9 protein-coding genes are annotated in these 12,380 nt (G+C 72.9%); 5 read left to right on the forward strand and 4 right to left on the reverse strand.

Features of this window, described 5'->3' with window-relative positions:
• Positions 1–240: 240 nt before the first annotated feature.
• The 5 genes from ACIP93_RS03165 (at position 241) to ACIP93_RS03185 (ending at position 7,652) form a co-directional block, all read left to right on the forward strand.
• Entirely contained in the window at positions 241–1,857 is a 1,617-nt protein-coding gene (locus ACIP93_RS03165; protein ID WP_401755064.1) for a protein kinase, read from the forward strand.
• Positions 1,858–2,623: 766 nt separating this feature from the next.
• Complete coding sequence (locus ACIP93_RS03170) at positions 2,624–3,271, forward strand: PadR family transcriptional regulator (protein WP_345221034.1); 648 nt, start codon at positions 2,624–2,626, stop codon at positions 3,269–3,271.
• 132 nt (positions 3,272–3,403) lie between these two features.
• Positions 3,404–4,159 carry an ABC transporter ATP-binding protein gene (locus ACIP93_RS03175; protein ID WP_345221032.1) on the forward strand — a complete coding sequence of 252 codons (756 nt, stop codon included), beginning with the start codon at positions 3,404–3,406 and terminating at the stop codon, positions 4,157–4,159.
• Positions 4,156–7,011, forward strand: coding sequence for an FtsX-like permease family protein (locus ACIP93_RS03180; RefSeq protein ID WP_401755069.1), 2,856 nt, complete (start codon positions 4,156–4,158; stop codon positions 7,009–7,011). The genes ACIP93_RS03175 and ACIP93_RS03180 overlap by 4 nt, the downstream gene beginning before the upstream one ends.
• A gap of 98 nt (positions 7,012–7,109) precedes the next feature.
• Complete coding sequence (locus ACIP93_RS03185) at positions 7,110–7,652, forward strand: bacterial proteasome activator family protein (RefSeq protein ID WP_345221028.1); 543 nt, start codon at positions 7,110–7,112, stop codon at positions 7,650–7,652.
• Positions 7,653–7,731: 79 nt separating this feature from the next.
• Here the strand turns inward: ACIP93_RS03185 and ACIP93_RS03190 are convergent, their stop codons facing one another.
• From ACIP93_RS03190 to ACIP93_RS03205, 4 genes are all read right to left on the reverse strand, one after another.
• Entirely contained in the window at positions 7,732–8,712 is a 981-nt protein-coding gene (locus ACIP93_RS03190; protein ID WP_401755072.1) for an NAD(P)H-quinone oxidoreductase, read from the reverse strand.
• A gap of 111 nt (positions 8,713–8,823) precedes the next feature.
• Complete coding sequence (locus ACIP93_RS03195) at positions 8,824–9,927, reverse strand: potassium channel family protein (protein ID WP_345221024.1); 1,104 nt, start codon at positions 9,925–9,927, stop codon at positions 8,824–8,826.
• Positions 9,928–9,964: 37 nt separating this feature from the next.
• Entirely contained in the window at positions 9,965–11,341 is a 1,377-nt protein-coding gene (locus ACIP93_RS03200; protein WP_401755076.1) for a molybdopterin molybdotransferase MoeA, read from the reverse strand.
• Complete coding sequence (locus ACIP93_RS03205) at positions 11,338–12,369, reverse strand: DUF6457 domain-containing protein (RefSeq protein WP_401755079.1); 1,032 nt, start codon at positions 12,367–12,369, stop codon at positions 11,338–11,340. Before ACIP93_RS03205 ends, ACIP93_RS03200 begins: the two co-directional genes overlap by 4 nt.
• Between the last annotated feature and the right edge of the window lie 11 nt (positions 12,370–12,380).

A 12,380-nucleotide genomic window follows, 5' to 3' on the forward strand; every position in this document is an offset into this window, starting at 1 on the left:
TCAAAACCGTTGCGCCTGTACCCGTGCAAATTACCCACCCTTCGGGGTCGCGCGGATAACGCTTCCGAGACTCTTCTTCTCCCGTACGGTCACGGAACGGGCACCTCGCTTGACGTGTCAGTGCCCTCGGGCAGACTTGGCCCGTAATGAGGGATGATCGCGGATTCTCTCCGCATTGTCTCCGCACCAGCGAGCGCCGGTCCGACGCGGGTCCACCGCGGCCGAGGGGGAAGCACAGTCATGAGCCAGGACGGCACGCAGGGCCGGTACGCGGGTGGCTCCGTGGCAGGTGGCCGGTACCAGCTTCGGGACCTGCTCGGCGAGGGGGGCATGGCCTCCGTCTACCTGGCTTACGACGCCGCCCTGGACCGCCAGGTGGCGATCAAGACATTGCATACGGAACTGGGCCGCGAAGCCGCCTTCCGCGAGCGGTTCCGGCGCGAGGCCCAGGCTGTGGCCAAGCTCTCGCACACCAACATCGTCTCGGTCTTCGACACCGGCGAGGACGAGCTGGGCGGCTCCCGGATGCCGTACATCGTCATGGAGTACGTCGAGGGGCAGCCGCTCGGCTCGGCCCTCGACCGCGACATCCAGCAGTACGGCGCGATGCCCGCCGACAAGGCCCTGAAGATCACGGCCGACGTCCTCGCGGCGCTGGAGACCAGCCACGAGATGGGTCTGGTCCACCGCGACATCAAGCCCGGCAACGTCATGATCACCAAGCGCGGCGTCGTGAAGGTGATGGACTTCGGCATCGCCCGCGCCATGCAGTCCGGCGTCACGTCCATGACCCAGACCGGAATGGTCGTCGGCACCCCGCAGTACCTCTCGCCCGAGCAGGCGCTGGGACGCGGCGTGGACGCCCGCTCCGACCTGTACTCGGTCGGCATCATGCTGTTCCAGCTGCTCACCGGCCGGATCCCGTTCGACGCCGACTCGGCGCTGGCGATCGCCTACGCGCACGTCCAGGAGGAGCCGGGCGCCCCGTCCGCCATCAACCGGACGCTGCCGCCGGCCGTCGACGCGCTCGTCGCCCGGGCTCTGAGGAAGAACCCGAACGAGCGCTTCCCGAGCGCCGCCGCCATGGCCGACGAGTGCCACCGCGTGCTCGCGTCCCTGCAGCCGGGCGCGGCTCCCTCGATCGTCCCGGGCAGCGGTCCCGCGCAGGGCGCGGGCTCGGGCGTCGGCTCCGCGGTGTTCCCGCCGGTCGGGCAGACGGGGCAGGCGGCTCCGCAGAGCGGGGTGCAGACGCCGTACCAGCCGCCGACGCCGGGCCCCTACGGTCCCGCGACGCCGGTGCCGGTGCAGACCCCGGCTCCGCAGGCCGGGTACGGATATCCGCAGCAGCCCGGCGGGTACGCGACGCCCGCGCCGTACACGCAGAACCCGACGTCGCCCTCGATGCCGGGGGGAGCGCCGGGAAGTGCGCCGGGCAAGAAGAAGAACACCCCGATGACGATCGGCGCGGTGGTGGTCGTACTGGCCGTGATCGGCGGCGTGGTCTTCGCGCTGCTGCCGAAGGACGACCCCGAGGACAAGCCGACCGAGAAGACGTCACAGGCGGGCTTCAAGGGACCGGACCGATCGAAGACGATCAAGGTCACCGAGTGCAGCGAGGCGAAGGAGGACAACCTCGACCCCGCCAAGGTCGTCATGCCCAACTTCGTCTACAAGAACGTCCGCTCGGCCAAGGAGTGCGCGCAGGCCGCGGGCTGGACGATCCGGGAGAAGCCGATCGACGAGAACCAGTGGGGCGAGGAGACGGTCATCGACCAGTTCCCGCTCGCGGGCTCCGCGATCGACCCCAAGGCCACCAACATCGAGCTCACCGTCTCCACCGGCAACCCCGCCCAGTAGCGGCCGCGGCCCCGCGGGCGACGGTCTGCGCCTCCTCACTGCCGCCGCAGACGCACCCCCAGGAACCCCAGCCCCAGGCCCACCAGCACGATCCCCACCCCCAGGGGCACCGCCCGGTACCTCTCCGTCGCTCCGGCCCTGGCCTGTGCATACGCCTGTGACTCCGCTGCCGGGGGCCGCGTCCCCGGTGGCCTTGACGGCCTGCGCGGGGCCGTCTCCCGCTCCCCGGCCGGCACCCGTACCGCCACCGGCCGCACCACCTCCGGTTCCGCCCTGCGCCCGGGCCTGACCCGTCCCTCCGCGGCCTTCCTCCCGGCGAGCCGCGCCTCAGGGGCCGTCACGGCCATCGACGCCGGGGGCGAGGGGGACCCGGACGGCTCCGCGGACACGGACGGCTCCGCGGACGCGGATGCCGAGACGACGGCCGGCTCCGCAGGCGCAGAGGCAGACGCCGAGGACACGGGTGCGGGCGCGACGGACTCGCGCGAGGACACGGGCGCGGATGCGGACGCGGACGCGGACGGCGGGGCCTCCTGCGCCCGTCCCGTCTCCGCGCCCCCCAGCAGCAATCCCGCCGCCACCCACGCCACGACCTGCCCACGGACCCCTGGAGCCATCGGGTGACCGCCTCCCGTCCGGTACCGCCGAACCGTCCGACCCAGCGTCACACAACGCAATCAAACGGGCACACGGAGCGGGCCATTCGGAGCGCACCCCCGACGGAGGCCGCTTGCCACGGCGGGCATACTCGGTATACATACTCAGTATGTCCATCCGCCACGGGCTCCTCGCCCTCCTCGAACAGGGCCCCCGCTACGGCTCCCAGCTGCGCACCGAATTCGAGTCCCGCACCGGCGCCACCTGGCCCCTGAACGTCGGACAGGTCTACACGACGCTCAGCCGCCTGGAGCGCGACGGCATGGTCGCGCCCGACGGCGACGACGACGCGGGACACCCGCTGTACGCGATCACCGACGCCGGACGCGAGGAACTGCGCCAGTGGTTCGAGCGCCCCGTCGACCGCACCAGCCCGCCCCGCGACGAACTGGCCATCAAGCTGGCGATGGCCGTTGGCACACCCGGTGTCGACATCCAGGCCGTCATCCAGGCGCAGCGGCACGCCACCCTGAAGGCGATGCAGGACTACACCCGGCTCAAGGCGCAGGCCCTGGTCGCCGTCGAGTCCGGCAGCGGGGACCTCCAGGACGACCCCGGGGGCCGCGACGACGTGGCCTGGCTGCTCGTACTGGAGCAGCTGATCTTCCAGACCGAGGCCGAGGCCCGCTGGCTCGACCACTCCGAGTCCCGGCTCGTCCGGCTCTCCGCCACGGCCAAGCGGGGAGCCACCCCGCCACCGGCCGAACCCGCACCGCGCCCGGCCAGGAGCGGGGCCGCCCGCGCGTCCCGGCGCTGATCCACCGCCGCGCCGGACATCACCGCGCCGGACCACCGCTGCTCGCGTACGAGCGCCCGCGACCATCACTTCCGTACGACCGCCGAACGGCGCCCCGTGCCGCGCGGCCCTGCCAGGGGGGACCCCTCACTCATGCCCGACCAGTCCCAGCAGCCCGTGCTGCAACTGGAGCAGCTGACCCGTGTACACGGCAGCGGCGCCACCGAGGTGCACGCCCTGCGCGGCGTCAACCTCTCCGTCTTCCCCGGCGAACTCGTCGCCGTGATGGGCCCCTCCGGGTCCGGCAAGTCCACCCTGCTCACCATCGCGGGCGGCCTCGACACCCCCAGCTCGGGCAAGGTCGTCGTCGAAGGCACCGACATCACGCAGGTCAGCCGCAAGGAGCTGGCCGCGCTGCGCCGGCGCAGCATCGGTTACGTCTTCCAGGACTACAACCTCATCCCGGCCCTGACCGCCGCCGAGAACGTCTCGCTGCCCCGCGAGCTCGACGGCATATCCGCCCGCAAGGCCCGCGTCTCCGCGCTCGCCGCGCTGGAGGAGATGGGCCTGTCGCACCTCGCCGACCGCTTCCCGGACGAGATGTCCGGCGGCCAGCAGCAGCGCGTGGCCATCGCCCGCGCCCTCGTCGGCGACCGCCGCCTGGTCCTCGCCGACGAGCCGACCGGCGCCCTCGACTCCGAGACCGGTGAGTCCGTCCTCGCCCTGCTGCGCACCCGCTGCGACGCGGGCGCCGCCGGCGTCCTGGTCACCCATGAGCCGCGGTTCGCCGCCTGGGCGGACCGGGTGGTCTTCCTGCGCGACGGCTCGGTCGTCGACGAGACGGTACGGACGGACGCCGATTCCCTCCTCGCCGCCACCACCACGGGCGGGCAGGCGGGCACCAAGTGAAGGGCTGGTACCACTCCTGGCTCGCGGCGATCCGCATCGCCCGCCGTGACGCCTGGCGCTCCAAGGGCCGCAGCATCCTCGTCCTCGCGATGATCGCCGTACCGATCCTCGGCGTCAGCGCCATCGACGTGACGCTGCGCAGTGCCGAACTGACCCCCGACCAGAAGCTGACCCGTGAGATGGGTGCGGCCGACGCCCTCCTGACCGACGCGGGCTGGGGCGGCCTGCCGATCCACCAGCCGCCGGACCCCCGCTTCACCGGCACCGAGCCGGTCGGCGGCTTCAAGCAGTACGAGAACAAGCCGATGCCCGAGGGCAAGGCGGACGTCACCAAGGCGATCCCGGCGGGCGCGAAGGTGCTCGTCGACACCCGGGCGGTCGCCCGGCTGCGCACCACGCACGGCCTGCTCTCCACCGAGGTCCGCGAGATCAAGGCCGCGGACCCGATGGCCGCCGGTTCCCTCACGCTGACCGGCGGACGCCACCCCGAGAAGGCGGGCGAGGTGATCGCCACCGACGCCTTCCTCAAGGACAGCGGCCTGTCCGTGGGCTCCACACTGACCGCCCGCTCGCTCGACACGAAGTTCACCGTCGTCGGCTCCTACGAGCTGCCCGAGTCCCTGAACCTCACCCAGGTCATCGCCCCGCCGGGCACCCTCATCGCCCCGCTCAACGAGGCGCTGAAGGCGCAGGGCCTGCCGGACGCCGGAGGCAGCACGGCCTACCGCGTCTCCGTCGGCGGCGAAGGTTTCACGTGGAACATGGTCAAGGAGGCCAACGCCAAGGGCGTCCAGGTGGAATCGCGGGCGGTCATCCTCTCCCCGCCGCCGGTCTCCGACGTCCCCTACTTCAAGAACCACAGCAGCGAGGCCCGGGAGTACGGCAGCAACCGTGAGCTGCTGACCATCGCCGCGACGATCGTGGGCATGGCCCTGCTGGAGGTCTGCCTGCTGGCCGGCCCCGCGTTCGCGGTCGGCGCCCGGCGCTCGCGCCGCCAGCTCGGTCTGGTCGGGGCCAACGGCGGCGACCGCCGCCACATCCGGGCCATCGTCCTGTCCGGCGGCCTCGTGATCGGCCTCGTGGCAGCCGTCGTCGGCACGGTCCTGGGCCTGCTGCTCACGCTCGCCCTGCGACCGGTCCTCGAAGGGCTCATGGGCCAGCGGTTCGGCGCGTTCACCGTGCGCCCCCTGGAACTGCTGGGGATCGCCGCCGTCGCCGTCCTCACCGGCCTGCTGGCCGCGATCGTTCCCGCGATCAACGCCTCCCGGCAGACGCCGCTGGCCTCGCTCACCGGGCGCCGCGGCGTGCGCCGCGCCAACCGGGTGCTGCCGATGCTGGGGCTGGCCGCCGTCGCCGCCGGTGTCGCGGTCGCTCTGTACGGGGCGACCAGCAGCGACAACGTTCTCCTGGTCGCGGGCGGCAGCGGCATCGCCGAGCTGGGCGTCGTCGCCCTCACGCCGGTGCTGGTCGGCCTCTTCGGACGGCTCGGCCGCTGGCTGCCGCTGTCCCCCCGGCTCGCCCTGCGCGACGCGATCCGCAACCGGGGCCGTACGGCTCCCGCCGTCGCGGCGGTGCTGGCGGCGGTCGCGGGCTCGGTCGCCGTGGCCACGTACGCCGAGAGCCACGACGCCAAGCAGCGCGCGGAGTACCGGGCGATGCTCCCGTACGGCAGCGGCATGGCGGTCACCGACGAGGCGGGCGGGCGCGACGTGCCCGCCGTCCGCCAGGCGGTCCAGGCCAACATCCCGCTCGACGCCCTCGCGGACGTCCAGCGCATCGTGGTCGGCAGCAAGAACTGCACCGCGTACAGCGACGACGCGAAGTGCGGCAACTACGACGTCTTCATCCCGAAGGCCAACCGCTGCCCGCTGCACGATCCCGGCAAGAACATCGACGACTTCAGCATCGCCGAGCGGCGCGCGTTCTCCAAGGACGAGCGCTGCCGGGTCACCGAGGGCGGCGGCGCACCCCAGCAGGGCGGCGTCCTCGTCGGTGACGAGAAGGTGCTCACCGCGCTCGCCGTCACCGACCCGGCCCTCGTGAACGCCCTCCGGCAGGGCAAGGCCGTCTCCTTCGCCCCGACGACCTTCGTGGACGGCAAGACCGGCATCAAGCTGGTCACCGACCGCAAGAAGGCCGACGAGGCGATGGCCGCGCAGAAGGAGCCCCCGGGCGAGGTCCGCCAGCTCCCCTCGGTCCTGGCGCCGAAGTCCGTGAACGGCTACGGGCTCCAGCTCCTGGTCCCGCCCTCGCTCGCGAAGTCCGCGGGGTTCACCACCGTCCCCTACGGCGTGCTCTTCTCGACGTCCGCGCTGCCCAGCTCCGAGCAGACGCAGGCCCTGAACGGGGCGATCGACAAGATCGGTCTGGACGAGGGCGTGACCATCGAGGCCGGTTACGTCAGCGAGAACGGCATCGTGCTGCTGGCCCTGACGGTGTTCGCCGGTCTGATCACCATCGGCGCGGCCGGCATCGCCACCGGGCTCGCGCAGGCCGACGCCGAGGCCGACCTGAAGACCCTCGCCGCGGTCGGCGCACCGCCCCGCGTGCGGCGCGCGCTCAGCGGCTTCCAGTGCGGGACGGTCTCCTTCATGGGGGTGGTCCTGGGATCGGCCGCAGGCCTGCTGCCCGCCATCGCGCTGGTGCTCTCCGACCGCCGCAAGGACGCGTCCCTGGCCCAGGAGAGCCTGGACATGGGCTGGGGCAGCGGCATGGCGCGGGTGGACATGCCGATCGTCATCCCGTGGGAGACCCTCGGCGGGCTCATCGTCGTGGTCCCGATCGGCGCGGCCCTGCTCGCCGCGCTGGTCACCCGCTCCCGGGGTGCGCTCGCCCGACGCGAGGCGGGCTGACCGGGAATCCGCTCCAAGCTGTGCCCCCGTACGAAGGTGGATCACCTTTGTGCGGGGGCACAACCACTCTTGACGCACGTGTACGAGACAATGACGGCATGGAGATGCCGAGGAGTGAACGGTCGCAGGAGAGCCCTCAGGTCCTGGTCGTCGGGCAGGACGGGATGGCGCTCGGCGGCGGTGACGACGAGTCGCGCGAGGTGCCTGTGACGGACATGGTCGAACAGCCCGCGAAGGTCATGCGGATCGGCAGCATGATCAAGCAGCTCTTGGAGGAAGTCCGTGCGGCTCCTCTGGACGAGGCGAGCCGGGTACGGCTCAAGGACATTCACGCCAGCTCCGTGAAGGAGCTGGAGGACGGGCTCGCCCCCGAGCTGGTCGAGGAGCTGGAGCGGCTCTCGCTGCCGTTCACCGAGGAGGCCATTCCCTCCGAGGCGGAACTGCGCATCGCGCAGGCCCAGTTGGTGGGCTGGCTCGAAGGGCTCTTCCACGGCATCCAGACCGCGCTGTTCGCCCAGCAGATGGCGGCGCGTGCCCAGCTGGAGCAGATGCGCCGGGCACTCCCGCCCGGTGCCTCGCACGAGGACGACGACGAGGGCGGCCACGGCCCCGGGGCCCGCACGGGCGGCCCGTACCTCTAGGACACCATCGGAAAAAGGGGCCGTGTTTCACGTGAAACACGGCCCCTTCGTCGTGCCGGTGCCCGCTCTGAGACCGCGTTCAGTTCACGGTGAGCAGGATCTTGCCGATATGGCTGCCCTCGTCGAGTGCCGTGTGCGCCTCGGGGGCCCGGTCCATCGGGAAGGTCCGGTCGACCACCGGCCGCACCCGGCCCGCCGCGATCAGCGGCCACACGTGCTCGCGCACCGCCGCCACGATCGCCGCCTTCTCGCCCAGCGGACGCGCGCGCAACGAGGTCGCGGTGATCGCGGCCCGCTTGCGCAGCAGGGCGTTGAGGTTGATCTCGCCCTTCACCCCGCCCTGGAGGCCGATGATCGCGAGGCGTCCGTTGGTGGCGAGCGCCTTCACGTTCTGGTCCAGGTACTTGGCGCCGATGATGTCGAGGACGACGTCCGCGCCCTTGCCGTCGGTGGCCTTGCGCAGTTCCTGCACGAAGTCCTGCTCGCGGTAGTCGATCAGGACGTCCGCGCCCAGCTCCGCGCACCGCGCCAGCTTCTCCGGGCCGCCCGCCGTGACGGCGACCTGCGCGCCGATCGCCTTGGCGAGCTGGATCGCCATGGTGCCGATGCCGCTGGCACCGCCGTGCACGAGGAGCGTCTCGCCGGGACGCAGGTGGGCGATCATGAAGACGTTCGACCAGACCGTCGCGGCGACCTCGGGCAGCGCGGCGGCCGTCACCAGGTCCACGCCGTCGGGCACGGGCAGCAGTTGCCCCGCCGGGACGGCGACCTTCTGCGCGTAGCCGCCGCCGGAGAGCAGCGCGCACACTTCGTCGCCGACCGCCCAGCCGTGCACGCCCGCGCCGAGGGCGATGATGCGGCCGGAGCACTCCAGACCGGGGTAGCGGGAGGCGCCGGGCGGCGGGTCGTAGAAGCCCTGCCGCTGGAGCAGGTCGGCCCGGTTCACGGCGCTCGCGGCGACCTCGACGAGGACCTCGCCCTCGTTCGGGACGGGATCGGGGACCTCCGCCCAGACGAGCGCGTCGGGGCCACCGGGTTCAGGGATCGTGATCGCATGCATGGCCTCGAAACTACCCCCGGTGCCTGTGATCAGTCCGAAGAGCCCCGAGTGGACCCCCGGGCCGCGGCGGGTCCGTACCCTGTGGGGCCTTCCCCCGCCGGCAGCCGGGGCTCAGTCCGCCGCGTTGAACCGCATGTCCGCGCCCTCCGAACCCGGCACCGCGCGCACGATCGTGATGACGCGGTCGGTGAGCTGGAGCGGACTGGCCTTCGGGTCGTCGTAGCCGAGCAGCCGGTGTCCGCGCAGGACGCTCACCACGAGGTCCTCGGTCTCCCGGACGTTCTTGCCGACCTCGCTCTTTATGACCGGCCGTTCGATCAGGTCCAGGCCCGAGCCCTGCTGGATCAGGTCCTCCATCACCGTGCCGGCGCTCGGGCTGAGCACCGACAGGCCCAGCAGGCGGCCCGCCGCGCTCGCGCTGGTGATGACCGCGTCCGCGCCGGACTGCCGCAGCAGCGGCGCGTTCTCCTCCTCGCGGACCGCGGCGACGATCTTCGCGCCCCGGTTGAGCTGACGGGCGGTGAGGGTGACCAGCACCGCCGTGTCGTCGCGCTGGGTGGCGATGATGATCTGCCGGGCCCGCTGGAGCTCCGCCCGCAGCAGCACGTCGCTGCGGGTCGCGTCGCCGACCACTCCCGTCAGCCCTTCCGCGTTGCAGGTCTCGATGACCTTGGCGCTCGGGTCGACGACGACGATCTGGTCCTTCTTCAGGCCCGTGGCGATGAGGGTCTGCATCGCGGACCGGCCCTTCGTCCCGTACCCGATGACGACAGTGTGGTCTCGCAACTGGGACCTCCAGCGATTCAGCCGGAACTCCTCCCGCGTCCGCTCGGTGAGGACTTCGAGAGTGGTACCGACCAGGATGATCAGGAACAGAACCCGCAGCGGCGTCACGAGCAGCACATTGGTGAGCCGCGCGCCGTCGCTGTACGGAACGATGTCGCCGTACCCCGTGGTGGAGAGGGTGACGGTCGAGTAGTAGACGGCGTCGAGGAGGTCCACGCCGCCGTCGGAGTTGTCGTGGTAGCCCTTGCGGTCGATCCACACGATGAAGACCGTCACGGCGAGCACCATCAGCGCCATCAGCAGCCGCTTGGCGACCTGCCGCAACGGGCGCTCGACGATGCGCCTGGGCAGCTTGACCGGGGCGGTCGTCAGATGCTCGTCGGCATCGCGCGCCATCGCGTCATGGCCTGGCAGTTTCACGTGAAACATCCTTCCGGTCGGCCTGGCTGGGGTGCGCCCGGATGTTTCACGTGAAACACCCCTCGGCCCACGGCAGGTCGAGGATTTCCAGTTCGTCGCCGGCGCATGCGCCGCCGGGCGGAATCACTGCCAGCCCGTCGGCCGCCGCGACCCCCCGCAGCATCGCCGGTCCGTTGTAGTGCAGGGGTACGGCATGGTCCGCGCCGGAAGCGTCCGTGCGGTGGGTGACGGGCACCAGCCGGGTGGAGGCCGGGTGGCCGGGCACGTCGTCGCGCACCGGAGCACGGTACGGCTCGGGGGCGGGCCGGTGGGCGAGCGCCCGCAGCAGCGGCTCGGCCAGCGTCAGCAGTCCGGACACGGCGGCGAGCGGGTTGCCGGGAAGCCCCACCAGGTGGGTGTCGGGGGCGAGCCGGGCCAGCAGCATGGGGTGGCCGGGGCGCACGTCGACGCCGTCGACGAGGAGTTCGGCATCGACGGAGGCGAGGAACGGGTGCACGTGGTCGAGGGGCCCGGCGGCGGTACCCCCGGTGGTGACGACGACATCCGCTTCGGAACCGAGGACCGCCTTGCGCAGCGCCGCGGGGTCGTCGCCCAGGCAGCGGGTGTCGAGCACGTCCGCTCCGAGGGCACGCAGCCAGGGGGCGAGCATCGGGCCGAGCGCGTCGCGGACCATGCCGTCGCGGGGCAGCCCGGAGGTCAGCAACTCGTCGCCGAGGACGAGCACTTCGACGGTGGGCCGGGGCACGGTCAGCAGGGTGTCGTATCCGGCGGCGGCCGCCAGGCCGAGGACCGCCGGGGTCACCACGGAGCCCGCGGGCAGCAGGCGGTCACCGGTGCGGCACTCCTGGCCGCGCGGGCGGATGTCCTGACCGGTAATCACCTCGCGCTGCGCGTGCAGGCGTTGCTTGGCCGCGTCGGCGTGGGCGTGCTCGCGGCGGACGACCGCGGTGGCCTCGACGGGGATGCGGGCCCCGGTGGCGATCCGTACGGCCTCGCCGTCGCCCAGCGGGTCGGGGGCGTCGCGTCCGGCGAGGATGCCGGGGCCTTCGCGGAAGGACCAGGGCCCGGGGCCGGCCACGGCCCAGCCGTCCATGGCGGAGGTGTCGAAGGACGGCAGGTCGGTGAGGGCGTCGAGGGGTTCGGCGAGGATCTGCCCGAGCGCCTGTTCCAGGGGCACGCGGCGGGGGCGGGCCGGTGCGGTGCGCCCGGCGAGCGCGGCGGCGGCGCGGGCCTCGGGCCAGGTGGTGGCGGGATGGGCCTCAGCGGCGGGCGCGGGTGCCTGGTCCGTGGATGCCTCCGGGGCCGTGTCGGGGGGCCGCGCGCCGGGGGGATCGGCGGCGGGTGCGGGCACGGCGGGCGGTGTGCGGCTGACGAGCGCGAGGGCCTGTTCGATGCCGTCGATCTCGTGGTCGGTGTCGCTCACGCGGGGCCCGCCTGTCCGGAACGGGGCCCGCCGGAGCCAGCCGGTCCGGAGCCCGCCTGCCCCGAGCCCGCCGGACCGGAACCGGGCGCGCCGGAACCCGCCTGTCCGGGGCTCGCCTGTCCGGAACCCGTCTGCCCCGAGCCCGCCGCGCCGGAACCGGGCCCGCCGGAGTCCGGGGCGGTTTCGGTCTCGGCGGCCCAGCGGGCCGCGAGCGCGGTCGCCTTGGCGGCGGCCGCGGCGACGGCTTCGGGCCCTGCGGCCCCGGCGCGGCCCGCGGCGTAACCGACCAGGAACGTCGTCAGGGGAGCGGCGGGTCGGGCGACGCCGTGCGCGGCGTCGCGCGCGAGGTCGAGGAGGAGGGGGGTGTCGACGGTGAGGTCGAGACCGAGTTCGTCCTTGACTGCGGTGATCCATTCATCCAGCACGTGCCCATGCTCCCTGATGCGGGCACGGGCCGCTGCGATGTTTTCCCAGGTGTCGCAGTCGAAGGAGGCGAAGGGATCGGCGGCGGTGACACGCGTGAGGGCGAGCTCGGCGGTGAGCCGCCGCAGCGGAAGGCCGGAGAGGGAACCGTGCTCGGCGGTCAGCAGGGCGAGCCGGCGGTGCAGCGGTTCGGTCCGGTACACGGCGACCAGGGGCTGGTCACGGCCGGTGCCGTCGACGAGGAGCGCCCCGTCGGTGCGCGGGTCGTCCGCCACGGACCGTACGAGCGTGTCGGCCGTGGCCCGGTCCACGAACGGCAGGTCCACGGAGAGCACGAGGACCAGCGGCGCCCGGGTCCCGCGGACCCCGGCGGCCAGCGCGGCGAGCGGGCCGCCGCCGGGCGGGTCCTCGCGGGCCCAGGTCACCGGGCGCGCGGTGGCATGCCGGCCGCCGACGACCACCGTGGTCCCGGCCCCTTCACAGGCCGTCAGGACCCGGGCGAGCAGGGTCCGTCCGCCGATCCGCACCGCGGCCTTGTCGACACCGCCGAGCCGCCGCCCGGCGCCCCCGGACAGCACGACGGCGTCATACGCGTGGGCACTCATGCCCCGAAGTA

Origin of the sequence: Streptomyces sp. NPDC088745 (assembly GCF_044751045.1) — a bacterium.
Taxonomy (GTDB): domain Bacteria; phylum Actinomycetota; class Actinomycetes; order Streptomycetales; family Streptomycetaceae; genus Streptomyces; species Streptomyces cremeus.